The sequence below is a fragment of the Micromonospora sp. NPDC023814 genome (assembly GCF_040639595.1).
Classification (GTDB): Bacteria; Actinomycetota; Actinomycetes; order Mycobacteriales; family Micromonosporaceae; genus Micromonospora.
In genome coordinates this window covers 43,100-65,796 of sequence record NZ_JBFAAF010000027.1, presented here as the reverse complement: position 1 = coordinate 65,796, position 22,697 = coordinate 43,100, and the positions used below count along the sequence as shown (strand labels likewise).

The window sequence follows — 22,697 nt, the reverse complement described above, 5'->3', positions numbered from 1 at the left end:
GCCCGGCACCGTCCCGGCTCCCGGCCAGCGGGACAGCCGGGCGACGCCCGGCGGGTTAGCGTGTGCGGCATGTGCGGGAGGTACGCGACGACCCGGAGCGCGGGCGACCTGAGCGCGCTGTTCGATTCCCACGACGAGACCGGCGGCCGGCTCGGCCCCGACCACAACGTCGCGCCCACCGACCCGGTGCCGCTGGTGCGGGTCAGCCCGGAGGGCCACCGCGCGCTGTCGGTCGGGCGCTGGGGGCTGGTGCCGGCATGGTCACGGTCCCCGGCCGGCGCCGCCCGCATGATCAACGCCCGCGCCGAGACGGTCGCCACCAGCCGGGCGTACGCCGGCGCGTTCGCCCGCCGCCGCTGCCTCGTTCCGGCCGACGGCTGGTACGAGTGGGTCCGCTCGCCCGGCGGGGGCAGGCAGGCGTACTACATGACCCCGCTGGACGGCTCCGTGCTCGCCTTCGCCGGCATCTGGTCGGTCTGGGAGGGGCCCGGCGGCCCGCTGCTGACGTGCAGCGTGCTGACCACCGCCGCGCTCGGCGAGTTGGCCGAGGTGCACGAGCGGATGCCGCTGCTGCTGCCCCGGCCGCGGTGGGGGTCGTGGCTGGCGGCCACCGACGAGCCGGCGGGCCTGCTCGCCCCGCCCCCGCTCGACTGGCTGGCGCGGCTCGAGATCCGTCCGGTGGGGCCGGCGGTGGGCAACGTGCGCAACGACGGGCCGGAGCTGACCGCCAGGGTGCCGGTCGCCCGCGTCGCCGCGCCGGAGGAAGTGACGCTTTTCTGACAGCGACGGCGCATTGTCGGGCGTGATTTGCCAGAGTTGCGGGCGAAACGTCGCCCGCTCGTTTACCCGTATTTGCCGTAGAGGCTTGTCCCCGTGTCCGGAAGTGCGATAGAACACAGCGCCGGTAGTGGGCGCGACTCGCACGGGGCGGACGACGCTCACCGATCTTGCCGGTCCCACGGGGGAGGTGGGTGGATGACACGGGCACGCATGCCCCGCCCGCACGAGGTGGCCGCCGCACGACGAGATCCGCGACTGCTGCGGGCGTTGCGGGAGCGGCGACAGGACGAGGCTTGGCGGACCAGAGGAACCTGTCAGAGTGTCGACCCGGAAACGTTCTTTCCGGCGCCGAACGAGCCGGCCGACGCGGCTGTCGCGCTCTGCCGAAGTTGCGACGTGCAGGGCTCCTGCCTGGCCTGGGCGTTGGACGTGGGCGACTGCCACGGCGTCTGGGGCGGCACGACCCCGCGCGAGCGGCGGGCGATGCTGGTCGCCTGGCGCGACGAGGTGCAACCGGATCCGGATGCCGCCGACGAGGCGGGTCCGCCGGTCCGGGACCGTCTGCTCACGCTGGTGCCGCTGAGCTGACCGTCGACTGAGCCGGCCGGGGCCGGCCCGCGATCAGGCGGGCCGGCCCCGCGTCGTGTCCCGGACGCCCCAGAATGGGCTGGTGCCCGAGACCGACGAGCTACCCACCCCGCGCGGGCCCGCCCGGGTCGCCACCGACCTGCCGACCGGCCCGCCGACCGCCGTGCTGGCGCTCGGCCACGGCGCGGGCGGTGACGTCGACGCCCCCGACCTGCTCGCGCTCCGCGACGCTGCGGCCGGCGCGGGCCTGGTGGTGGCACGGGTGACCCAGCCGTACCGGGTGGCCGGCCGGCGCGCCCCGGCTCCGGCCGGGCACCTCGACGAGGCGTGGACCGCCGTGCTCGCCGTGCTGCGGGAGCGGCATCCCGGCGTACCCCTGCTGGTGGGTGGGCGCTCCAGCGGCGCGCGGGTGGCCTGCCGCACCGCGCGGGCGGTCGGCGCCGCCGGTGTGGTCGCGCTCGCGTTCCCGCTGCACCCGCCCGGCCGCCCGGAGCGGTCCCGGGCCGCGGAACTGGTGACCGGCCTGCCGACCCTGGTGGTCAACGGCGACCGCGACCCGTTCGGGGTGCCGGAGCCCGGGCCCGCGGTGCGCGTGGTCACCCGACCCGGGGAGCGGCACGACCTGCGGGGCGACCCGACCGGCACGGCCGCGGCGGTGCGCGACTGGCTGCGCGACCAGGGCTGGGCGCGGCCCTGATCCCCGGCGCGCGACCTTCCCGTCCCGCGCGACCTCCGTCCCCGCCGCTCGTGGGCGCGAGCCTCCGTTCGGGCACCGAGCTGGAGCGGTTCCTGGCCGAGCAGACGGCCCCGCTGGGCGCGGCCCCGGTTGGTGGCGCGGGCCGACGCGCCGCGGGCGGGCGAGAACGCGCGCCCCGGGGAAGGGGCGACGCTCCGGCCGGCCGTGTCCGGTGGCCGCGGCGGGTCGTTGCATCGGATGGTGCCGGATGCCCGGTTCGGGCGGCGGCGCCGGTCCTCCCAGGCCCTTCCTGGTCCCAGCGTCGGCGTCCCGCCGGGGCCGGGACCAGGAACGGGAGGCCCGGCCGGAATGCCCCGCCGGTCCGTGCCGTTGCACCCCTCGGACGACATTTCTGGCGAGGGGGGTGACCGGGTGCCGATCGAGACGCAGGCCCGGGAACGGGACGAGCGGGGAGCGCGGCAGCTGCGGCAGTTGCTGGGCGCTCCGGACTGGCCCGCGACGGCGCCGCCGGTCGGCGTGGCCGCGGTGAGCACGAGCACACCCGCCGGAAGTGAATCTGTGGGCAGGTCTGTGCGCGTATCCTCGGCGGGAAAGCATCCGACGCGAGGGGATGTGCGGTTGACCACCGAGAAGACGGACGAGCGCAGGGCCCGCTTCGAGCGGGACGCGATGCCCTTCGTCGATCAGCTCTACGCTGCCGGCCTGCGGATGACCCGCAACCCGGCGGATGCGGAGGACCTGGTCCAGGAGACCTACCTGAAGGCGTACGCCGCCTTCCACCAGTTCGAGCAGGGCACGAACCTGAAGGCCTGGCTCTACCGGATCCTGACCAACACCTACATCAACTCCTACCGCCGCCGGCAGCGCCAGCCCATCCAGGCGCCGACCGACGAGATCACCGACTGGCAGCTCGCCGAGGCCGAGTCGCACACCTCCAGCGGGCTGCGTTCGGCCGAGACCGAGGCGCTGGACCGGCTGCCGGACAGCGACGTCAAGGAGGCCCTCCAGCAGTTGCCGGAGGAGTTCCGCCTGGCCGTCTACCTCACCGACGTCGAGGGCTTCTCCTACAAGGAGGTCGCCGACATCATGGGCACGCCGATCGGCACGGTGATGTCGCGACTGCACCGGGGCCGACGTAATCTGCGCAAGCTGCTCGAGCAGTACGCCGCGGAGCGGGGCTTCAGCGCCGCGTCGTCGAAGAAGGGCTCAACCGCTGCCGCCGGCCGGGAGGTGTGACGTGAGCTGTGGGGAACCGCACGAGACGGACTGCCGTGAGGTGCTGGCGGAGGTCTACCTCTACCTGGATCTGGAGTGCGCCGAGGAGCGGCGCACGCTGATCCGCTACCACCTCGACGAGTGCGGGCCGTGCCTGCGCGAGTACGGCATCGAGCAGGAGGTGAGGGCGCTGGTCGCGCGCTGCTGCGGCAACGAGACCGCGCCCGACCAGTTGCGGGAGCGGCTCCGGGTCCGGCTGACCGAGCTGGTCGTGTTCGAGAACAGCGAGTCGCGGGAGCTGGCCGACTGAGGCCGGCGGCACCGACAGCAACGCCGGTGGCCCGGGCCGGAGACGACCCGGGCCACCGGCGTTTTGCTGGCTGATCGACGCCGGGCCGTGGGCCCGGCCGCCGGATCAGGAGTTGGGGCGCTTGCCGTGGTTGGCGCCGCTCTTCTTCCGGGCCTTCTTCTTCCGGGCCTTCTTCGCCATGGTGACCTCCTCGTGATGGTCGGATCCGCCTGCGCACGACCTCGGCGCCGGTGCACGCACCGGTCCTCCCGGCGCCGGGTCCGACCCGCTGATGCTAGTGCTGCCGGCACCCGCCGTGGTGCGCCGGGGCGGCCGGCCGTACGCGCGCCGCGCGACACGCCGGCCGCCTCGCCGCGTCGCCGCAGCCCGGCCGGGCGGGACGCCGCGGCACGACAGTGGATCATCCGGACGCGACCGCTCCACGCCCGCCGCGGGGCGTCCGCATGATTGGATACGTCGGCAGGCAACACGCGAGAGAAGGGGCCGTGGAGATGGCCGAGGAGATCCGCGCCGAGATGGTGGCGAACGTCTGGAAGGTCGTCGCGTCGGCCGGGGACACCGTGTCCGAGGGGGACACGCTGGTGATCCTGGAGTCGATGAAGATGGAGATCCCGGTCGTCGCCGAGTCCGACGGTGTCGTCAAGCAGCTCGCGGTCAACGAGGGCGACGTCGTGCAGGACGGAGACCTCATCGCGGTGATCGATTGACCGGCCTCTCGGTGCGCCGGGCCGGGCCGGCCGACTTCGCGGCGGTGGCCCGGCTGACGGTCGCCGCGTACGAGGCCGACGGCCAGCTCAAGGGGGAGCACGGCTACGGCGCCGTGCTCGCCGACGTGGCGGCCCGGGCGGAGCACGGCGAGGTCCTCGTCGCCGCCGACCAGGAGACCGGCGCGGTGCTCGGCTCGGTGACGTTCGTCCTCCCCGGCAGCCGGTACGCGGAGCTGTCCGGGGCGGGCGAGGCGGAGTTCCGGATGCTGGCCGTGGACCCGGCCGCGCAGGGCCGGGGCGTCGGCGCGGCCCTGGTCGAGGCGTGCGTGTCCCGGGCGACCGAGCTGGGCTGCTCGGCGGTGGTGATCTGCGTCCGCAGCGGCTTCGCCGCCTCCGCCCAGCGGCTCTACCGGCGCCGGGGCTTCGTGCGGGTGCCGGAGCTGGACTGGTCGCCCCTGGCCGGGGTGGAACTGCTCGCCCTCCGGCTGGAGCTCACCGGCGCCTGATCCGGCCCGGACCAGGCGGGGCCGGCGTGTCCGCCGGGGCCGGCGGGCGTCAGGGCGCCTCCGTCGCGGCGGCGTCGCGCCCGGTCCCGATGGGGGCGAGCAGCTCGTCGGCCATCTCCAGCGCGAGGGTCCTCCGCTCGGTGTCGGTGATGCCCGGCGTGCGGATCGCGAACCAACTGCTGTGCACGGCGAAGAGCGACAGGATCGCGCGGAGCTGCGCGGCGGGCGAGTCGTCTCCCCGGCAGAGCATCTCGGCCAACCGCAGCATCCGGCCGCGCATCTGCTGCCCGGCGGCGAGACTCTTCAGCACGGTCTGGTTCTGCTCGAAGAACCGCATCACCGACGGCTCGTCGCCGGCGAACATGGCGTCGGCGTACCGGCCGATCACGGCGCGCCGGGTGTCCAGGCTCGCCGGCTGCGACTCGGCCCAGGCGATGAGGGCGTCCATCAGCTCCAGCCGGTCCTCGACGACGCTGCTGACGATCTCGTCCTTGCTCTTGAAGTGGTAGTAGAGCGCGGCCTTCGTCACGTTCAGCCGTTCGGCGATCTCGCGCAGCGAGGTCTTCTCGTACCCCTGCTCGGTGAAGAGCTCCAGCGCGACGGACTTGATGCGCTCCCGCGTGCCGCCTGTGCTCTCCCTCACGTCTGCCACCCAATTCGCTTGACCGGTCCTGCCGCCAAACTTACCGTGCGGCTAGTAAGTTAACTAGCCGGGCGGCAAGTAAGTGCGGCACATCTCGGGGGAGCTTACCCATGACGCAGGCAAGCCAGGCACCGGCACGACCCAACGTGCGGGTCGTGCTCTTCGGCCTGATGATCGCCATGATGCTGGCGATGCTCGACAACATGATCGTCAGCACGGCACTACCGCGGATCGTCGGTGAGTTCGGCGGTCTCGACCACTTCACCTGGGTGGTGACGGCGTACGTGCTGGGCACCACGGTCTCGACCCCGATCTGGGGCAAGCTCGGCGACCTCTACGGGCGCAAGTCCGTCTTCCTCACCTCGGTGGTCGTCTTCCTGGTCGGCTCGGCGCTGTGCGGGATGGCCGGCTCCGACCTGTTCGGCGGGCCGGGCGACGGCATGGTCGAGCTGATCGCCTTCCGGGCGGTACAGGGCCTCGGCGCCGGCGGCCTGATGGTCGGCGTGATGGCGATCATCGGCGACCTGGTGCCGCCCCGGGAGCGGGGCCGCTACCAGGGCATGATCGCCGGCATCATGGCCATCGCGATGGTGGCCGGCCCGCTGGTCGGCGGCTTCATCACCGACCACCTCTCCTGGCGCTGGGCGTTCTACGTGAACCTGCCGCTGGGCGGCGTCGCGCTGCTGGTCCTCGCCACGACCATGCACCTGCCGAAGTACCGCACCGAGCACCGGATCGACTGGCTCGGCGCCGGGCTGCTCTCGGTCGGCATCACCGCGATCGTGCTCGTCACCACCTGGGGCGGCAACGAGTACGCGTGGGTGTCGCCGCAGATCCTCGGCCTGGCCGCGCTCGCCGCGGTCGCGCTGGTGGTCTTCGGTCTGGTCGAGCGGCGGGCCGCCGAACCGATCCTGCCGCTGGGGCTCTTCGCCAACCGCAACTTCGCGCTGATCTCCGTGATCGGCTTCCTGCTCGGCTTCGCGATGTTCGGCGCGATGAACTTCCTGCCGCTGTACCAGCAGACCGTGCAGGGCGCCTCGGCGACGAACTCCGGGCTGCTGCTGCTTCCGCTGATGTTCGGCATGCTGGTGGTCTCGCTGGTGGTCGGTCGCGCGATCACGAAGACCGGGCGGTACCGGATCTACCCGATCGTGGGCGGCGTGGTGATGACCGCGGGCATGGCGCTGCTGACCCTGCTCGACGTGCACACCGGCAAGCTGGAGTCCTCGCTCTACATGATCGTGCTCGGCGTCGGCATGGGTTTCCTCATGCAGACCTCGATGCTCATCGCGCAGAACAGCGTGGCGCAGAAGGACCTGGGCGCGGCGAGCGGCGCCGCCACGTTCTTCCGCTCGATCGGCGGCTCGTTCGGCATCTCGCTGTTCGGCGCGATCTTCGCCAACCGGCTGGCCGACTCCCCGGCCGGCGGCGCGTTCAGCGGCGGCGGCGAGGCCGGCGCCGCGATGGACCTGGCGGAGCTCAAGGACCTGCCGGCGCAGGCGCGGGAACTGGTGCTCGGCGGCCTCGCCGACGCGATCTCGCACGTCTTCTGGTGGGCGGTGCTGTTCACCGTGGCCGTGCCGGTGCTGGCCTGGTTCATCAAGGAAATCCCGCTGCGGACCGCCAACGAGCCGCCGGCCCCGCAGGGCGCCGGCGAGGGGCAGGCCGAGGCCGCCCTCGGCAAGGCACCCGTCGCCTGACCCGCTTCAGGGCCGCCGGAAGGGGCCGGTGAGGCGGCGCCAGAGGCGGCGCAGGCCGGAGCGGGGGCGGGGGACCAGGGGGGTGGCGACCAGGGAGGTCGCCAGGGCCGCCGTCTCCGCGTCCAGGGCCGGCGTCGCCAGGGCCAGGTGGGCCAGGGACACCGCGACGGGTACCGGGCGCAGCCGCGCCACCGCCGCGACGTCGGCCAGCCGCTCGGCCACCACCCGCGCCACGTCGGGGCGCACCGTCGGGTCGACCCAGGCGGCGGTGACCATGGCGAACAGCGCCGCCTCGGTGATCCAGTCCTCGACGCCCCAGACCAGGTCCAGCAGCACCCGGCGGCGGGTCGAGGTCGCCCAGGGCTCGTCCGTGCGGTGGTGCAGCAGGCCGAGACAGGCCCACACCTGGACGCAGCGCACCCAGAGCGAGGGGTCCTGCCCCAGCACCCGGCCCAGCGCGGTGGGCGGCGCGTCCGGCGGGTGCGCCAGCAGGCCGACCAGGTCGGCCAGGTCCAGGGTGGCCAGGCCCACCGCCGCGTCGTACGCCGCCGGGGGGTGCGGCCACGCCGGGTGGGCGAGCTGCCGCAGCCGCGCGGTCGCTTCCGCCGAGGGCGCCGGCACCGCGGGCGCGACGGTCGTCCCGTCCCAGCGCCAGAGCCGCCGGGCGTCCGCCCGCCGGGGCTCGCGCGGGTCCGGCTCCGGCACGCCGGCCACCTCGACCCGCAGCGCCGGCACGGCCGTGGCGACGGTACGCAGCGCGCTCGGCGGCGCGGGTGACTCCAGCACCACGGCGGCACCGACCCCGCCGTGGTCGTCGGCGACGGCCTGACGCAGCGCCTCCACCACCGCCCCGGCCGCCGGGGTCACCTGCCCGAGCCAGGCCCGGCTGCGGCAGCACTCGGCCAGGTCGCCGTGCTCGTGCGAGTCGTCCGGGTGGTCCCGCACGAAGTCGGCGAGCGCGACCAGGTGCGCCACGTCGCCGTCGCGCTGGTGCCGCAGCCGGTGGGCGGTGTGCACGGCGCAGTCGAAGGTGGGGTCCCGGGCGAGGGCCCGGTCGATCCAGTCGAGCGCCTCGTCGAGCCGCCCGATGTCGGCGAGGGTGCCGGCGATGTCGGCGTACACGGCGAGGTCGTCGGGGTCGTGCGCGACAGCGCGGCCGAGTGCCGCCAGCGCCTCCCGGGTGCGGCCGGCGCTGCGGTACGCGTACCCGAGCCACACCTCGCCGATCTTCGACGGCTCCGCGCGTACGCCCCGGGCGGCCCAGCGGACCGCCAGGGCGACCTCGCCGACCCGCCGGGCCAGCGCGGACGCCGCGCCCAGCAGCAGGCCGTGCTCGGCGTGGACGGTGACCGCGTTGCGGGCCAGCGCCAGGTAGGGGGCCAGCGTCGCCCGGTCGGCCCGGGGCGCCGGGTCGGGCACGGCGGCGCAGACCTGCATCAGGATGCGGGCGGTCCGGTCCGGTTCGAGGCGTTCGGCGAGTTCCGGCGCGGTCACCCAGGGCACGCCGGCCCAGTCCGCCCCCGGGGCGTGCCCGGTCGCGGCGACCAGCAGGTCCAGCCCCTCGGCGGGCCGGCCGGCGGCGGCCAGCAGGTGGGCGCGGGCGACCACGGCGCCGACGAAGGCGTGGTGGTGCAGCGGGAAGAGGTCCACGCCGCCGGCGCCGTCGGCGGCGGCGAGCCGGGCGAGGGTCTCGTGCACCTCGGGCAGGGTCGGGGCCTGGGCGAGCGCGGCGGCGACGTGCCCGGCCGCGTGCTCCAGGTCGCCGCAGTCCATGGCGAGCCGGGCGAGGGCAAGTTCCTCCGCCGCGGGCAGCGCCCGGTCGTCCTCGGCCACGGCGTCCTCTCACTCGTCGTGCTCCGGTGGGCCGGGCAAGCCTAGGTGATGTTGTACCGACATGGTGATCAACTGCGCACTCCTGCTCGTTCGATTGCTCTGATCAGATCAAAGATGCAAGACTGAGCAGGAAACGCGCGGCAACCGCGCAGTGGGAGGAGTTTCCGTGACGCGTGCAGGGGCTGGCATGGCCGCCGACATCGACGAGCAGCCGGCGGGCTACGCCCGGCTGCTCTCCGCCGAACACGCCGGGGCGATCGCCCGGGTGGCGGCGGTCATCGCGGAGCGCCGACCCCGGCACGTGGTCTTCACCGCCCGGGGCACCTCCGACCACGCCGCCCTCTACGGGGCGTACCTGACCGAGATCCGGCTCGGCCTGCCCGCGGGGCTCGCCTCGCCCAGCGCCGTCACCGTCTACGGTGCCCGGCCGGACCTCTCCGACGCGCTGGTCGTCGGCGTCAGCCAGAGCGGCGGCTCGCCGGACCTCGCCGAGGTGCTGCGCACCGCCCGCGCCTCGGGCGCGCTGACCCTGGCCGTCACCAACGCGCCCGACTCCCCGCTGGCCGACGTCGCCGAGCTGAGCGTCGACATCGCCGCCGGGCACGAGCGCGCGGTGGCCGCCACCAAGACGTACACCGCCGAGCTGCTCGCCCTGCTGATGCTCGTCGAGGGCATCCGGGCCGGCGACGGCGCGCTGCCCGCCGACGAGCGCGACGCGCTCGCCGCCCTGCCCGAGCTGGCCGCCCGCACCCTGGACGACCCCACCCCGGCCCAGCTCGCGCCCCGCTACCGGTTCGCCGGCCAGCTCGTCACCACCGGCCGCGGGTACGCGTACCCGACCGCCCGCGAGGCCGCGCTGAAGCTGATGGAGACCTCCTACCTGCCGGCGCTGGCGTTCTCCGGCGCCGACCTGCTGCACGGCCCGCTCGCCATGACCGACCCCGACGTGCCGGTGCTCGCCGTGGTCGGCTCCGGGCCGGGCGGCCGGTCGATGGGCGAGGTGCTGCCCCGGCTCGGCGAGCGCCGCGCCGACGTGGTGGTGGTCGGCTCCGCCGACGTCGAGGGCGCCACCCGGATGGCCGTCCCCGAGGTCGACGAGCGGTACGCCCCGCTGCTGGACATCCTGCCGCTGCAGCGCCTGGCGCTGGCGCTGGCGCTGGCCCGGGGCGAGGACCCGGACGCGCCGCGCGGCCTGAAGAAGGTCACCGCGACGATGTGACGCCCGGCGTGGCACGCTGGTCAGCGTGTCCACGCTGCGCGACCTCGCCGAGGAGCACACCCGCCTCCGTCCGGCCGACATCGACCACCTGCACCGGATCGCCGGCGACTGGCAGTTGCTGTCCGACCTGTCCTTCGCCGACCTGCTGCTCTGGGTGCCCGTGGACGGTGACGGGACGTACCTCTGCGTCGCCCAGGTCCGGCCGACGACCGCCCCCACCGCGTACCTGGACGACCAGGTGGGGCGGATCGTCGGCGGGCCGGAGATGGCCCACCTGGAGGTGGCCCACCGGCAGGGCCGGATCTGGCGGGAGGGCGACCCGGTCTGGTACGGCGACGTGCCCGCCCGGCACGAGGCGATCCCGGTCCGGCTGCGCACGACCGACGGCGAGGCCGGCGAGGTGGTCGCCGTGGTCGGGCGGGACACCAACCTCTCCACCGCGCGCACCCCGAGCCAGCTGGAGCTGAACTACCTCACCACCGCCGACGACCTGGCGCAGATGATCGCCGACGGCACCTTCCCGCCGCCGCGCCACCCGGGGGAGACCACCTCGGCGCCCCGCGTCGGCGACGGGCTGGTCCGGCTCGACGCCGGCGGCAAGGTCACCTACGCCAGCCCGAACGCGCAGTCGGCGTACCGGCGGCTCGGCTACGCCTCGCACCTGGTGGGCGAGGACCTGGCGGCGCTGCACCGCCGGCTGGCCGGCGACCCGCTGGAGGGGACGGACGCGGCGAACGGCATCCTCGCCGCCCTGCGCGGCGAGGCGCCGCCCCGTCGGGAGATCGACGCCCGCGGCGCCACGATGCTCACCCGGGCGCTGCCGCTGATGCCCGCCGGGGTGCCGATCGGCGCGCTGGTGCTGGTCCGGGACATCACCGAGGTACGCCGCCGCGACCGCGCCCTGATCACCAAGGACGCCACCATCCGGGAGATCCACCACCGGGTGAAGAACAACCTCCAGACCGTCGCCGCCCTGCTGCGCCTCCAGGCCCGCCGGGTGTCCATGCCGGAGGCCCGGGTCGCCCTGGAGGAGTCGGTACGCCGGGTCGCCTCCATCGCGCTGGTGCACGAGACCCTCTCCCTGTCCAGCGACGAGGCGGTCGAGTTCGACGGCATCGTGGACCGGGTGGCCAGCGCGGCGACCGAGGTGGCGGCGGCCGAGTCGACGGTCGGGATGCGGCGGACGGGCAGCTTCGGGGTGCTTCCCGCCGAGGTCGCCACGTCGTTGGTGATGGTCCTCAACGAACTGCTGCTCAACGCCGTCGAGCACGGCTTCCCGCCGGCCGCCGAGGCGGCCGCCGCGCCGGACGCGGCCGGCGCCGCGCCCGAGGTGGTGGTGTCGGCGCACCGGTTCCGGAAGATGCTGCACGTCTCGGTGACCGACAACGGGCGCGGGCTGCCGCCGGACTTCGACGCCGAGCGGGGCGGCAACCTCGGTCTGCAGATCGTCCGGGCGCTGGTGACCGGCGAGCTGCGCGGCACGATCGAACTGCGCGACGGCGCGACCGGCGGCACCGAGGCGACGCTCGTCGTGCCGCTGGCCCGCAGCGCCCCGGAGGGCCGCGCCGCCGGCTGACCCGCGGGCGGGTCGGGTCAGCGGGTGAGCAGCGCGACGGTCAGGCCGGGGCGGTGCCAGACCCGTTCGACGGTGTAGCCGGAGCGCAGCGCGTCGCCCTTGGCGCCCGGTACGGTGGCCAGCGGGTCGTCGCGGCGGCCGGCCACGACCAGCCAGACCCGCTGCGCGCCGGCCAGGCACTCGGCCGGCCGGGTGCACTCGGCGGCCCACAGGTCGCCCCGGCGGGCCTGGTCCTCGGTGGCCAGCACGTCCCGGGGGCGGCGGTCGCCCAGGTGGTAGCCGAGGCCGAGGTCGAGGAAGAGCCAGCTCTCGCGGGGCGAGTAGACGACGGCGTCCCCCGGCCGCTGGCCGTCGGCGACCACGCGGGCCGCCCCGCGGTAGTCGACCGGGGCGCTGCGAGGCCACTCGTGCGTTCGCCGCAGCGCCGCCTGGTCGGGCAGGCCGAGCAGCCCGGCCAGGGCCACCACGGCCAGCGCGGGCGGCAGCGGCACCGTCGCGAGCGCCGCGCCGGCCAGCAGGCAGCCGAACGGCACGACGAAGAACAGGTAGCGGGACACCCAGAGGGGCACGACGGCGCCGGCGGCGAAGAGCAGCAGCACCGGCAGCAGCACGGCGCACCCGGGCAGCAGGGCGCGCCGGCGGAGCCCGGCCGCCCCGAGCGCCGCCAACCCCACCAGCAGCCCGCCCACCACGCCGCTCTGCGCCACCCCGCCCGGCAGCGCCGTCAGGTCGGTCAGCCGGACCGTGTCCACCCAGTCGAGCTGCCGGGACCGCTGGCCCCTGGCCAGCAGCACCAGCGGGGTCACCAGCAGCGCGGCCGGCACCAGGGCGAGTGCCCAGCGCAGTGGGCGGCTCGGCGGCCCCTCGCGGTGGGCGGCGAACACCGCCACCGCGTGCGCGGCGAGCAGGGTGAGCGCGACCAGGTGGGTGAGCCCGAGGGCGGCCACGGCGGCGGCGTACGAGGCCCAGCGGGGCCACCCGGGCCGGGCCAGCGCCTCGACCAGGAGCAGGGTCGCCAGCACCGCGAAGAACGCCGCCAGCGCGTACGGGCGCGCCTCCTGGCCGTACCGCGAGGTGCCCGGGAGCACCGCGAGGAGCAGCCCGGCGAGCAGCCCCGCCCGGGTGCCGGCCAGCCGCTGCCCGAGTACGGCGGTCAACCCGGCGGTGGCGGCCATGGCCAGCGCGGCGGGCAGCCGCAGCGCGGCGACCGAGTCGCCCGCGAGCGCCACCCAGGCGTGCATGAACAGGTAGTAGGGGCCGGTGGCGGCGTCGATGGTGCCGGCGAGCCGGACCAGGTCCCCGGGTGACCGGGTCGCCGCGCTCCAGGTGGCCAACTCGTCGCGCCACGGTTGCGCGTGGCCGATCCCGGTCAGCACGACGGCCAGGGTGGCCAGCGTCGGGCCGACCCAGACCAGGCGAGGTGCGCGGACCGGCCCGCCGGGCGCGTCGCCGGCGGGCGGCGGCGCGGTCACCCGGCCTGGACCGCCGGCAGACAAATCAGAAGAACCGGTCACATATCGCAGCGTCACACAGCCGGGCCGTGCCGTTGTGCCGGTCCACGGATCAGCCGCCGGCGTCGTTTCCGGGCGCGTCGCCCGTGATGTGGGATCACGCACGCGCTCGTTGGCCGGCCCCCACCCGGTGTGGCAGCATGACTCCATGACCGCCGCCGTCGTCCGCCGCTTCGTGGCCCGCCGCCACGTCGACTACGGCCGCGTGCGCAGCGCCATCTGTCCGGCCCACTGACGACGCCCGACCAATCTGTCTCGGGCGCGCCCCCGCGCCGGCTGTTCCGACACCGTTGTCCCCAGCCCGTCCCGACGGGCCGGCCGCCGCGCCCGCGCATCCCGAGGCACCCCAGACAACGGAGGACGCCGCCATGGCGGTCAGCAGCATCCCGGCCCGGGCCGGCGATCCGACGGCCCCCCGACCAGCCCGGACCCCGCGCCGCCCGCGCGGTGAGGGCCAGTGGGCGCTCGGCCACCGCGAGCCGCTCAACGCCAACGAGCGGATCAAGAAGGACGACGACCCGCTGAACGTGCGGGCCCGGATCGAGAACATCTACGCCCACCACGGGTTCGCCTCGATCGATCCGCAGGATCTGCGCGGCCGGTTCCGCTGGTGGGGGCTCTACACGCAGCGCAAGGCGGGCATCGACGGCGGTCGCACCGCGGTGCTGGAGCCGCACGAGCTGGAGGACGAGTTCTTCATGCTCCGGGTCCGGGTGGACGGGGGCGAGCTCAGCCTGGCGCAGCTGCGGGTGGTCGCGGAGATCTCCCGCGAGTTCGCCCGGGACACCGCCGACATCACCGACCGGCAGAACATCCAGTACCACTGGATCCGGGTCGAGGACGTGCCGGAGATCTGGCGCCGGCTGGAGTCCGTCGGCCTGCAGACCACCGAGGCGTGCGGCGACTGCCCCCGGGTCGTGCTGGGCAGCCCGGTGGCCGGCGTCGCCCGCGACGAGCTGGTCGACCCGACGCCGGCGGTCGACGAGATCGTCCGCCGGTACGTCGGCGACAAGGAGTTCTCCAACCTGCCGCGCAAGTTCAAGACCTCCGTCTCCTGGCTGGTCGACACGCCCTACGAGGCGAACGACATCGCGTTCCTCGGCGTGGACCACCCGGACCACGGCCCGGGCTTCGACGTCTGGGTGGGCGGCGGGTTGTCCACGAACCCGATGCTGGCCCAGCGGCTCGGCGTCTGGGTGCCGCTGGCCGAGGTGCCGGACGTCTGGGCCGGCGTGGTCGGCATCTTCCGCGACTACGGCTACCGCCGGCTGCGCAACCGCGCACGGCTGAAGTTCCTCGTCGCCGACTGGGGCGTGGCGAGGTTCCGCGAGGTGCTGGAGAAGGAGTACCTGGGCCGCGCCCTGCTCGACGGGCCGGCCCCGCAACTGCCCGACAAGCCGGTGGACCACATCGGCGTGCACCCGCAGCGCGACGGGCGCAACTACGTGGGCGCCGCCCCGGTGGTCGGGCGGGTCTCCGGCGGGCAGCTCGCCCGGCTGGCCGACGTCGTCGAGGCGCACGGCAGCGACCGGGTGCGGCTCACCCCGTACCAGAAGCTGCTGGTGCTCGACGTGGCGCCGGAGCGGACCGACGCGCTGGTGCGGGCGCTGCGGGAGATCGGGCTGGAGGCGCAGCCGTCGGCCTGGCGGCGCGGCACCATGGCGTGCACCGGCATCGAGTACTGCAAGCTGGCCATCGTCGAGACCAAGGCCCGGGGCGAGGAGCTGGTGGCCCGGCTGGAGGAGCGGCTGCGCGACTTCGACGCCGACATCTCCATCCACCTCAACGGCTGTCCCAACGCCTGCGCCCGCACCCAGGTCGCCGACATCGGCCTGAAGGGCCAGCTGGTGGTCGGCCCGGACGGTCGCCAGGTGGAGGGCTTCCAGGTCCACCTCGGCGGCGGGCTCGGCATGGCCGAGGGGCAGACCGCCGGCTTCGGCCGCAAGCTGCGCGGCCTGAAGACCACCGCCGAGGAGCTTCCGGAGTACGTGGAACGCCTCGCCCGGCGCTACCTGGCCGGGCGGGAAGCGGGCGAGACGTTCGCCAACTGGGTGATCAGGGTCGACGAGGAGGAACTCCGATGAGCGAACGAGTCAGCCGGCCGAGTGTGGTGGAGCGCCGTCGCGGCGCCGGCCACAGCGGGGTGACGCGATGAGCGAGACCCGTTCCGCGCCGCTGTACTGCCCCTACTGCGGCGAGGAGGACCTGCGGCCGAGCGAGGCCGGCCACGGCGCCTGGGAGTGCCACGCCTGCGCCCGGGTGTTCTCGGTGAGGTTCACCGGCCTGCTCGGCCGGGCGGTGGCCCGGTGAGCGGGGGCACGGGCGACCCGTCGGGCCTCGTCTCCGCGGCGGGCCTGGGCCTGGTCGGCGTCGGCGGCCCGAAGCCGGCCGACCCGGCGCGTCGCGACCCGGACGAGCTGCGCGCGCTGGCCGAGGAGGCCGGGCGGGAGCTGGAGGGCGCGCCCGCGCTGGAGATCGCGCGCTGGGCGGTCGCGACCTTCGGGGACCGGTTCTGCGTCACCAGCTCGATGGCCGACGCCGTGCTGGCCCACCTGGTCTCCCAGGTCGCCCCCGGGGTGGACGTGGTCTTCCTCGACACCGGCCTGCACTTTCCGGAGACGCTGAAGGTCCGCGACGAGGTGGCCCGGACGCTGCCGGTGAACGTCCGGTCGATCCGGCCGAGGCTGACCGTCGGCCAGCAGGACGGCGAGTACGGCCCCCGGCTGTTCAACAAGTCCCCCGACGACTGCTGCCAGCTCCGCAAGGTCGAACCGCTGGAGCGGGCGCTGGCCGGGTACGACGCCTGGGCCGCCGGGCTGCGCCGGGACGAGTCGCCGACCCGGGCGAACACGCCGGTGGTGACCTTCGACGCCCGCCGGGGCAAGGTCAAGGTCAACCCGATCGCGGCCTGGCGGCAGGCGGACGTGGACGCCTACGTCGCCCGCTGGAACGTGCCGGTGAACGAGCTGTTCAGGCAGGGCTACGGCTCGATCGGCTGCTGGCCCTGCACCCGCCGCACTAAGGCGGGGGAGGATCCGCGGGCCGGCCGGTGGGCCCTGTTCGAGAAGACCGAGTGCGGTCTGCACGTCTGACCGGGCCGGGCCCGGCCGCTCCCGCACCGGGGGCGCCCGGGCCGTGGGGGGCGGCCGACCCCGTGGTCCTGGTCGCCCACGGCAGCCGGGATCCGCGGGCCGCCGAGGCGACCCTGGCGCTGGCCCGGGCGGTGGCGACCGCCCGGCCCGGCACGCCGGTGCTGGCGAGCTGGCTGGACCACACCGAGCCGGGACCGGCCGCGGTGCTGCGGGACCTGGCCGGCGCCGGGCATCCCCGGGCGGTGCTGGTGCCGCTGCTGCTCACCGCCGCGTACCACCGGCGGGTGGACATCCCGGCGGCGGTGGCGGCGGCCCGCGCGGCGGGGCCGCCGATCGCGGTACGGGTGACCGACGTGCTCGGCCCCGCCGACGGCGAGGTCGACGGCGGGCTGCTGGCCGGCCTGCGCCGGCGGTTGGGCGAGGCGGAGCCGGGGCGGTTCGACGGGCTGGTGCTCGCCGCCGCGGGCACGAGGGACGCCCGGGCGCGCGGGTCGGTGGGGCGGGTGGCCGCCGCGCTGCGCGCCGGTCTCGGGGTGCCCACCCGGGTGTCGTACGCCTCGGCCGCCCCGCCGGCCGTCGACGCGGCGGTGGCCCGGCTACGTGCCCGGGGCGCCCGGCGGGTGGTGGTGTCGGCCTACTTCCTGGCTCCCGGCCTCTTCCACGACGCCGTGGCCGGGGCGGCGCGGGAGGCCGGCGCGGTGGCGGTGTCCGCCCCGCTGACCGACGCCCCGGAGCTGGCCGACGTGGTCCTGCGGCGCGTCGACGCCGCCGCCGGGGTGGCCGGGGTCACGGCCCGACCATGATCGGAAAGGCGCCCCGGTGGGTAGGTGAGCGGGGTGCGGACAGCGAGACGCCCCGGCGGGCGGACCCGGCCGGGGCGTGCAGCTGTGGTGCGTGGGATCAGGCGGAGTGAGCGCGCAGCACCCGGAGGCCACCGCGGCGCTTCACGGCGCGCCGCTCCTCCTCGCTCATCCCGCCCCAGACGCCAGCGTCCTGACCGGACTCCAGCGCCCACTGCAGGCACTGGTCGGTCACGGAGCAGCGCCGGCAGACGGCCTTGGCCTGCTCGACCTGCAGGAGAGCCGGTCCGGACGTCCCGATCGGGAAGAACAGCTCCGGGTCCTCGTCGCGGCAGACAGCATGGTGACGCCAGTCCATGGCGGCAACACTCCTCATTCTGGGTGGGTGGCAGATATTGCTTTGGTGCTTTTCCTATATGCATCCGCAGCGCCGATGGTGACGGTTCGCGTCCGCTTATTCGGCAGTGCGTGAGCAGGCTGTTGTTGGCCCCGCGGACCTGCTGGAACAGCTCAACCTGCCGAGCATATCCAGGCAATGTCCCGGTAACTCAAGTTCGCTTGTGAATACTTTCACGAACGCTCGGGATGTCAAGGGTGGCGCTCGGAAAAACTCCAGGCGGTGAGCAAGCCCACAACCCATTTGTCCGGATTCCGGCGTCTTCCCGGTTACCCGGCGTACCACAGTCGAGGATCAATATAGTACAGTCCGCGTGACATTGCTGACATTTCCGGCACCTGCCTCTCGGTGTGGCGGCCGCTCCGGTCGGTGCGGTCGTCGCCGCGTCGACCTACGGCAGTACCCGAGACCTAGCAGATTACTCTCAGTGCGGCGGGGATGGATGTGAATCTGACTTTCTCCCGCTCGCCGAGATAGTCGCCGTCGAGCTGGAACGCCTGTGGGCGGGCCGAGAGCAGGGTGAACTCCGCGACGTCGTGCAGCCGCAGCACCTGGCGGCCGTGCGGGTCGGGCGTCCGGGCGAAGAACTGCGTCACCGTCCGTGTCGTACTGGCCACCCGGAGCTGCCGCAACGCCAGCACGTCCAGGCCCAGGTCGAACGACGCCTCCGGGTTCGGGTTGACCTCCCGGTCGCCCAGGTACGTCCACGGCGCGGTGTTCTGGATGATGACCGTGGCCAGCTCGCCCTCCGCCGGCTCGCCCGGCCGCTCCAGGCTGATCGCCGGATGCCGACGGTCGGAGTTGAGGAAGTACTGGGCGACCGTGGCGCGGAAGTAGAGCGCGGGGGTGGAGACCCGGCCCCGCCGGCGGGCCTGCTCCACCCGGTGGATGACCGCCGCGTCGACGCCGAAGCCCGCGCAGAAGGTGAAGTAGCGGTCGTCGGCGCGGCCGAGCCCGATGGTCCGGTACCGGCCCAGCCGCAGGCCCTCCAGGATCATGCTGGCCCCGTCCGGCCAGTCCCGGGGCAGGCCGAGCGCCCGGGCGAAGACGTTGGTCGAGCCCCCGGGCACGGTCGCCAGGGCGGGCAGCCGCTCGGCCGGCGAGGCGGCGCCCGGCATGGTCGGCGGCTCGGCCGTCATCAGGCCGTTGACCACCTCGTTGACCGTGCCGTCGCCACCGAGCGTGACGACGACGTCGACGCCCTCCTCGGCCGCCTCCCGGGCGAGGTCGGTCGCGTGCCCGCGCCGGCGGGTGTAGCGCACGGAGAGGTCGACTTCGCTGCGCAGCGCCCGGACCAGCACGTCCCGGCTGCGCTCGCTCGTGGTGGTGGCCTTCGGATTGACCACCAGGACGGCCCGCATGGGCGGCACTGTACCGCGCGGTAGCCCGGGTATCGTGGCGCGCGTGACCATCGACTCGGACCCGATTCCCGTCACCCTCCGCTGGGCGGTCCGGCTGCTGTGGGGCGAGGCGGTCGCCGTGGGGCTGGTCGCCGCCTGGCTGGTCTGGGCCGATCTCACCGCCACCACCACCGACCTCACCTCGGCGTTGCTGGTGACCGCGTTCGCGGTCGGTGCGGCGGCGGCGCTCTGGGCGCTCGGCGGCGCGCTGGCCCGGCGCCGGGCGGGCGCCCGCGCCCCGGCGATCGTGCTCCAGCTCATGCTGCTGCCGGTGGGGTGGTTCATGGTCCAGGGCGGGGTGGCCTGGCTCGGCGTACCGCTGATGGCGCTCGGTCTCGGCGTCACCGCGCTGCTGGTGAGCACCCCGACCACGCGGGCCCTCGGCTTCGAGTGACGTCCCGCCGGGGGTGCCGGAGCGTCCGGCGGCGCACCGCCGGGGACGGGCGGCTCAGTACCCGGAGGCGCGCCGGGTGAGCAGCGAGATGGTGGCCCGGCCGTCGGCGGCGCTCGCGGACGCCGACGTGGTGAGCGCGGTGAGCACCTTCCAGGCGAACGACGACTCCGCCGGCAGTCTGGCGCCCCGGACGGTCGGCACCGTCACCTCGACGGTGAGCACGTCGTCGGTGACCGCGAACCGGCAGTCGAGTTCGGCGTCGCGGGTGGCGATGGCGAGCAGCATGGCGCACGCCTCGTCCACGGCGATGCGCAGGTCCTCGATCTCGTCGAGGGCGAACTGGAGCCGCGCCGCGAGCCCGGCGGTGGCGGTACGCAACACCCCGAGGTAGCCCCCGTCCGCGGGCACGGTGAGGTGCACGACGTCGTCGTCGGTCGTCGGCTGCCCGGTCAGTTGAGTCACCACTCATCCCCCCCGGTCGGGGACTCTACCCGCTCGGTCGCCCGGACGTGTGGGGGCCGCCACGTGCCTGCGCGGCCAGGCCGGCCAGGGCGTCCGCGCTGAGCCGGTAGGGGACCCACTCGGACATCTGCCGCGCCCCGATCGAGGCGTAGAAGCCGGCGGCCGGGTTCCAGTCGATCATCCACCACTCCAGCCGCTGGTAGCCCCGCTCCACGCAGATCGCGGCGAGGGTCGCCAGCAGCAGCCGCCCCGCGCCGGTGCCCCGGGCGGCCGGGCGGACGTAGAGGTCCTCCAGGTAGATGCCGTGCACCCCGGCCCAGGTGGAGAAGTTGAGGAACCACAGCGCGAAGCCCACCGGCTCGTCGTCGGCGTCGACGGCCACGTGCCCGTAGAGCGCCGGGGCCGGCCTACGACTGCTCCAGCTCGGCGCGTCTGACGCCGCGCCGCGACCTGGAGCAGTCGCGAACAGGGCGGCGCTGAGCTGTTCCTCCGTGAGGTGGCACTCGTCGGGGGCGCGTTCGTACGCCGCCAGCTCGTGCACCATGGCGACGACGGCCGGCACGTCCCCGGGACGTGCCGGCCGGATCGTCGGCGGACCGGCGAGGGTCACGCCTTCTTGGTCTCCCAGAAGATCTTGGAGATCTCGTCGATCTTCTGCAGCAGCTCGTCGGCCTTGGCCGGGTCGGTGCCGCCCTTCGCGCCGGCGGCGCCGGCCAGCTTGGTGGCCTCGTTGAACAGCTGGTGCAGGTGCGGGTACTTCTCGAAGTGGGCCGGCTTGAAGTAGTCGGTCCAGAGCACCCACAGGTGGTGCTTCACCAGGTCGGCGCGCTGCTCCTTGATCAGGATGGCGCGGGTGCGGAACTCCGGGTCGGTGTTGGCCTGGTACTTCTCGCAGATCGCCTTCACCGACTCGGCCTCGATCCGGGCCTGGGCCGGGTCGTAGACGCCGCAGGGCAGGTCGCAGTGGGCGCTGGCGGTCACGCGGGGCGTAAGGATGCGCGGAAGTCGCATCAGGATCCTCCTGGGAAGTTTGCGATGATCCACCACGACATTACTCCTGGACGCGTGCCGAGAGGCCGGGTGGAGGTGAACCGATGGGGGCCGATCACCCGGCAGGGGCACCCCGGCTGCGGTGGCCGCTGACCGCCGTGCTGGTGACCGGTCCGTCCATGTCGCCCACGCTGCGGCACGGCGACGCGGTGCTGGTCCGCCCCGGCGGGCGGGCCGTCCGTCCCGGCGACGTCGTGGTCGCGGTGTTCCGCAGCCGCCCCGAGCTGCTCGTGGTCAAGCGCGCGGTCCGCGCCGAGGACGGCGGCTGGTGGCTGGCCGGCGACAACGACCTCGTCACCGACGACTCCCGGGCGTACGGGGTGGCCGACGTGCGGGGCCGGGTGGTGGCGCGCTACTGGCCCCGCCCCGGACGGGTGCGTCGGCGTCGGTTATGACCCCGCTCACATCGGTGTGATGGTGGCGACACTATGCTCGGGGCGTGCCCGGGTGACCCCCGCACCGCGTGTCGCCGCTGGGCGCCTCACCTCGCGCCCGCGCCGGCCGCTCCGTCTGCTCGACAGATCCTGGAGTCACCATGTCATCGTCCACCGTGGACCCCGCTGATCCCGTCTTCCGGCTGCACCGGGGCGGCAAGATGGCCGTCGCCTCGACCGTGCCGCTGACGAGCCGGGAGGACCTCTCTCTCGCGTACACCCCGGGTGTGGCCCGGGTCTGCGAGGCGATCGCCGCCGACCCGGGCGTCGCCGACGACTACACCTGGGCCGCGCACACCGTGGCCGTCGTCACCGACGGCTCGGCCGTACTCGGGCTGGGCAACATCGGCCCGCGCGCGGCGCTGCCCGTGATGGAGGGCAAGGCGGTGCTGTTCAAGCAGTTCGCCGGCGTCGACGCCGTGCCGGTCTGCCTGGACACGCAGGACGTGGACGAGATCGTCGCGGTGGTGCGGGCGCTGGCGCCGTCGTTCGGCGGGATCAACCTGGAGGACATCAGCGCCCCGCGCTGCTTCGAGGTGGAGCGCCGACTCGACGAGGCCCTGGACATCCCGGTCTTCCACGACGACCAGCACGGCACCGCGATCGTCGTGCTCGCCGCGCTGCGCAACGCCGCCACGCTGCTCAACCGCAAGCTCGGCGACCTGCGGGTGGCGGTCAGCGGCGCCGGCGCCGCCGGGGTGGCGGTGACGAAGATGCTGGTCGCCGGCGGCGTGGACCCGGACCAGGTGGTGGTCTGCGACTCCAAGGGCATCATCGGCCGGCACCGGGCCGGGCTGACCGGCACGAAGGCCGAGCTGGCCGCGATGACGAACGCCGACGGCCGCGAGGGCGACATCGCCGAGGCGCTGCGCGGCGCGGACGTGCTGATCGGCGTCTCCGGCGGGCAGATCCCGGAGCAGGCGGTGGCCGGCATGGCGGCGGGGGGCATCGTCTTCGCGCTGGCCAATCCGACGCCCGAGGTGCATCCCGAGGTGGCCGCCCGGCACGTGGCCGTCGTCGCCACCGGCCGCAGCGACTACCCCAACCAGATCAACAACGTGCTGGCGTTCCCGGGCGTGTTCCGGGGGGCGCTGGACGCCCGGGCCACCCGCATCACCGACGGCATGAAGGTGGCCGCCGCCGACGCCATCGCGGGCGTCGTGGCCGAGTCGCTCACCGCCGAGGCGATCGTCCCGTCCCCCCTCGACCCCCGGGTCGCCCCCGCGGTGGCCGAGGCGGTCGCCGAGGCCGCCCGCCGCGACGGCGTCACCCGCTGAGGTGTAAGGAAGGGCCCCTTCCTATCGCTATGCGATAGGAAGGGGCCCTTCCTTACACCCGTCGCACGGCGAGCAGCCCTTCTTGTCGGCCGCTCGGCTTGTTACC

Annotated in this window: 26 protein-coding genes; 17 read left to right on the top strand and 9 right to left on the bottom strand. The window is 74.6% G+C overall.

The genetic code is table 11. From position 1 onward, the window contains the following. The first annotated feature begins 69 nt into the window (after nucleotides 1-69). The 5 genes from AB0G14_RS16820 (at nucleotide 70) to rsrA (ending at nucleotide 3,590) form a co-directional block, all read left to right on the top strand. The gene (locus AB0G14_RS16820) at nucleotides 70-780 is read left to right on the top strand and encodes an SOS response-associated peptidase (RefSeq protein WP_357698170.1); all 711 of its coding nucleotides are present in this window, start codon (nucleotides 70-72) and stop codon (nucleotides 778-780) included. A gap of 195 nt (nucleotides 781-975) precedes the next feature. Beyond that, a complete protein-coding gene (locus tag AB0G14_RS16815; protein ID WP_350683209.1) occupies nucleotides 976-1,368 on the top strand; it encodes a WhiB family transcriptional regulator in 393 nt (130 codons plus the stop codon). Between the two features lie 82 nt (nucleotides 1,369-1,450). Beyond that, nucleotides 1,451-2,065, top strand: coding sequence for an alpha/beta family hydrolase (locus AB0G14_RS16810; RefSeq protein ID WP_357698168.1), 615 nt, complete (start codon nucleotides 1,451-1,453; stop codon nucleotides 2,063-2,065). Nucleotides 2,066-2,476: 411 nt separating this feature from the next. Beyond that, nucleotides 2,477-3,301, top strand: coding sequence for a sigma-70 family RNA polymerase sigma factor (locus AB0G14_RS16805; protein ID WP_357698166.1), 825 nt, complete (start codon nucleotides 2,477-2,479; stop codon nucleotides 3,299-3,301). A gap of 1 nt (nucleotide 3,302) precedes the next feature. After that, complete coding sequence (gene rsrA, locus AB0G14_RS16800; RefSeq protein ID WP_350703776.1) at nucleotides 3,303-3,590, top strand: mycothiol system anti-sigma-R factor; 288 nt, start codon at nucleotides 3,303-3,305, stop codon at nucleotides 3,588-3,590. Nucleotides 3,591-3,695: 105 nt separating this feature from the next. On the opposite strand, the gene AB0G14_RS16795 is transcribed toward rsrA, so the two are convergent. Beyond that, nucleotides 3,696-3,830 (bottom strand): hypothetical protein, encoded by a 135-nt coding sequence (locus tag AB0G14_RS16795; RefSeq protein ID WP_281190906.1) that lies wholly within the window; start codon nucleotides 3,828-3,830, stop codon nucleotides 3,696-3,698. 245 nt (nucleotides 3,831-4,075) lie between these two features. Here AB0G14_RS16795 and AB0G14_RS16790 point away from each other — a divergent pair, with 245 nt between their 5' ends. Together AB0G14_RS16790 and AB0G14_RS16785 are read left to right on the top strand one after the other, a co-directional pair. After that, nucleotides 4,076-4,297, top strand: coding sequence for a biotin/lipoyl-binding carrier protein (locus tag AB0G14_RS16790; protein WP_176737378.1), 222 nt, complete (start codon nucleotides 4,076-4,078; stop codon nucleotides 4,295-4,297). Then, nucleotides 4,294-4,803, top strand: a complete 510-nt coding sequence (locus AB0G14_RS16785) for a GNAT family N-acetyltransferase (RefSeq protein WP_357698163.1) — start codon at nucleotides 4,294-4,296, stop codon at nucleotides 4,801-4,803. The genes AB0G14_RS16790 and AB0G14_RS16785 overlap by 4 nt, the downstream gene beginning before the upstream one ends. Before the next feature lie 49 nt (nucleotides 4,804-4,852). Here the strand turns inward: AB0G14_RS16785 and AB0G14_RS16780 are convergent, their stop codons facing one another. Next, nucleotides 4,853-5,446 (bottom strand): TetR family transcriptional regulator, encoded by a 594-nt coding sequence (locus tag AB0G14_RS16780; protein ID WP_357698161.1) that lies wholly within the window; start codon nucleotides 5,444-5,446, stop codon nucleotides 4,853-4,855. A 110-nt stretch (nucleotides 5,447-5,556) separates the two neighbouring features. On the opposite strand from AB0G14_RS16780, the gene AB0G14_RS16775 reads away from it, so the two are divergent. Beyond that, nucleotides 5,557-7,146, top strand: a complete 1,590-nt coding sequence (locus AB0G14_RS16775; RefSeq protein WP_357698159.1) for an MDR family MFS transporter — start codon at nucleotides 5,557-5,559, stop codon at nucleotides 7,144-7,146. 6 nt (nucleotides 7,147-7,152) lie between these two features. On the opposite strand, the gene AB0G14_RS16770 is transcribed toward AB0G14_RS16775, so the two are convergent. Next, nucleotides 7,153-8,979, bottom strand: coding sequence for a tetratricopeptide repeat protein (locus tag AB0G14_RS16770; protein ID WP_357698157.1), 1,827 nt, complete (start codon nucleotides 8,977-8,979; stop codon nucleotides 7,153-7,155). Nucleotides 8,980-9,166: 187 nt separating this feature from the next. Between AB0G14_RS16770 and AB0G14_RS16765 the strand changes: the two genes are divergently transcribed. Together AB0G14_RS16765 and AB0G14_RS16760 are read left to right on the top strand one after the other, a co-directional pair. Next, on the top strand, nucleotides 9,167-10,198 hold the full coding sequence (locus tag AB0G14_RS16765) for an SIS domain-containing protein (RefSeq protein WP_357698230.1): 1,032 nt from the start codon (nucleotides 9,167-9,169) through the stop codon (nucleotides 10,196-10,198). A gap of 25 nt (nucleotides 10,199-10,223) precedes the next feature. Further along, the gene (locus AB0G14_RS16760) at nucleotides 10,224-11,774 is read left to right on the top strand and encodes a histidine kinase N-terminal domain-containing protein (RefSeq protein WP_357698155.1); all 1,551 of its coding nucleotides are present in this window, start codon (nucleotides 10,224-10,226) and stop codon (nucleotides 11,772-11,774) included. Nucleotides 11,775-11,791: 17 nt separating this feature from the next. On the opposite strand, the gene AB0G14_RS16755 is transcribed toward AB0G14_RS16760, so the two are convergent. Next, a complete protein-coding gene (locus AB0G14_RS16755; protein ID WP_357698153.1) occupies nucleotides 11,792-13,246 on the bottom strand; it encodes a glycosyltransferase family 39 protein in 1,455 nt (484 codons plus the stop codon). Nucleotides 13,247-13,653: 407 nt separating this feature from the next. Here AB0G14_RS16755 and AB0G14_RS16750 point away from each other — a divergent pair, with 407 nt between their 5' ends. The 4 genes from AB0G14_RS16750 to AB0G14_RS16735 all read left to right on the top strand — a co-directional run bounded on the left by AB0G14_RS16750 (nucleotide 13,654) and on the right by AB0G14_RS16735 (nucleotide 17,180). Further along, nucleotides 13,654-15,369 (top strand): nitrite/sulfite reductase, encoded by a 1,716-nt coding sequence (locus AB0G14_RS16750; RefSeq protein ID WP_357698151.1) that lies wholly within the window; start codon nucleotides 13,654-13,656, stop codon nucleotides 15,367-15,369. 67 nt (nucleotides 15,370-15,436) lie between these two features. Continuing rightward, nucleotides 15,437-15,595 (top strand): hypothetical protein, encoded by a 159-nt coding sequence (locus tag AB0G14_RS16745; protein WP_350703763.1) that lies wholly within the window; start codon nucleotides 15,437-15,439, stop codon nucleotides 15,593-15,595. Further along, nucleotides 15,592-16,377, top strand: a complete 786-nt coding sequence (locus AB0G14_RS16740; protein WP_357698149.1) for a phosphoadenylyl-sulfate reductase — start codon at nucleotides 15,592-15,594, stop codon at nucleotides 16,375-16,377. The genes AB0G14_RS16745 and AB0G14_RS16740 overlap by 4 nt, the downstream gene beginning before the upstream one ends. A gap of 62 nt (nucleotides 16,378-16,439) precedes the next feature. Further along, nucleotides 16,440-17,180, top strand: a complete 741-nt coding sequence (locus tag AB0G14_RS16735) for a CbiX/SirB N-terminal domain-containing protein (protein WP_357698228.1) — start codon at nucleotides 16,440-16,442, stop codon at nucleotides 17,178-17,180. Between the two features lie 97 nt (nucleotides 17,181-17,277). On the opposite strand, the gene AB0G14_RS16730 is transcribed toward AB0G14_RS16735, so the two are convergent. Together AB0G14_RS16730 and AB0G14_RS16725 are read right to left on the bottom strand one after the other, a co-directional pair. Continuing rightward, nucleotides 17,278-17,535: a WhiB family transcriptional regulator gene (locus tag AB0G14_RS16730; RefSeq protein ID WP_007072794.1), complete on the bottom strand. Its 258-nt coding sequence runs from the start codon at nucleotides 17,533-17,535 to the stop codon at nucleotides 17,278-17,280. A gap of 449 nt (nucleotides 17,536-17,984) precedes the next feature. Continuing rightward, the gene (locus AB0G14_RS16725) at nucleotides 17,985-18,935 is read right to left on the bottom strand and encodes a diacylglycerol kinase family protein (RefSeq protein ID WP_350703759.1); all 951 of its coding nucleotides are present in this window, start codon (nucleotides 18,933-18,935) and stop codon (nucleotides 17,985-17,987) included. A gap of 43 nt (nucleotides 18,936-18,978) precedes the next feature. On the opposite strand from AB0G14_RS16725, the gene AB0G14_RS16720 reads away from it, so the two are divergent. After that, on the top strand, nucleotides 18,979-19,368 hold the full coding sequence (locus AB0G14_RS16720; RefSeq protein ID WP_357698147.1) for a hypothetical protein: 390 nt from the start codon (nucleotides 18,979-18,981) through the stop codon (nucleotides 19,366-19,368). A gap of 54 nt (nucleotides 19,369-19,422) precedes the next feature. Here AB0G14_RS16720 and AB0G14_RS16715 read toward each other — a convergent pair whose 3' ends face one another. The 3 genes from AB0G14_RS16715 to sodN all read right to left on the bottom strand — a co-directional run bounded on the left by AB0G14_RS16715 (nucleotide 19,423) and on the right by sodN (nucleotide 20,841). Continuing rightward, on the bottom strand, nucleotides 19,423-19,830 hold the full coding sequence (locus AB0G14_RS16715; protein ID WP_357698145.1) for an anti-sigma regulatory factor: 408 nt from the start codon (nucleotides 19,828-19,830) through the stop codon (nucleotides 19,423-19,425). A gap of 25 nt (nucleotides 19,831-19,855) precedes the next feature. Further along, nucleotides 19,856-20,374: a GNAT family N-acetyltransferase gene (locus AB0G14_RS16710; RefSeq protein ID WP_357698225.1), complete on the bottom strand. Its 519-nt coding sequence runs from the start codon at nucleotides 20,372-20,374 to the stop codon at nucleotides 19,856-19,858. A gap of 62 nt (nucleotides 20,375-20,436) precedes the next feature. Then, a complete protein-coding gene (gene sodN / locus AB0G14_RS16705; protein ID WP_357462334.1) occupies nucleotides 20,437-20,841 on the bottom strand; it encodes a superoxide dismutase, Ni in 405 nt (134 codons plus the stop codon). An 83-nt stretch (nucleotides 20,842-20,924) separates the two neighbouring features. On the opposite strand from sodN, the gene AB0G14_RS16700 reads away from it, so the two are divergent. Then, complete coding sequence (locus AB0G14_RS16700) at nucleotides 20,925-21,275, top strand: S24 family peptidase (RefSeq protein WP_357698142.1); 351 nt, start codon at nucleotides 20,925-20,927, stop codon at nucleotides 21,273-21,275. Nucleotides 21,276-21,415: 140 nt separating this feature from the next. Further along, the gene (locus AB0G14_RS16695; protein ID WP_357698140.1) at nucleotides 21,416-22,591 is read left to right on the top strand and encodes an NADP-dependent malic enzyme; all 1,176 of its coding nucleotides are present in this window, start codon (nucleotides 21,416-21,418) and stop codon (nucleotides 22,589-22,591) included. The last annotated feature ends 106 nt before the right edge of the window (nucleotides 22,592-22,697 follow it).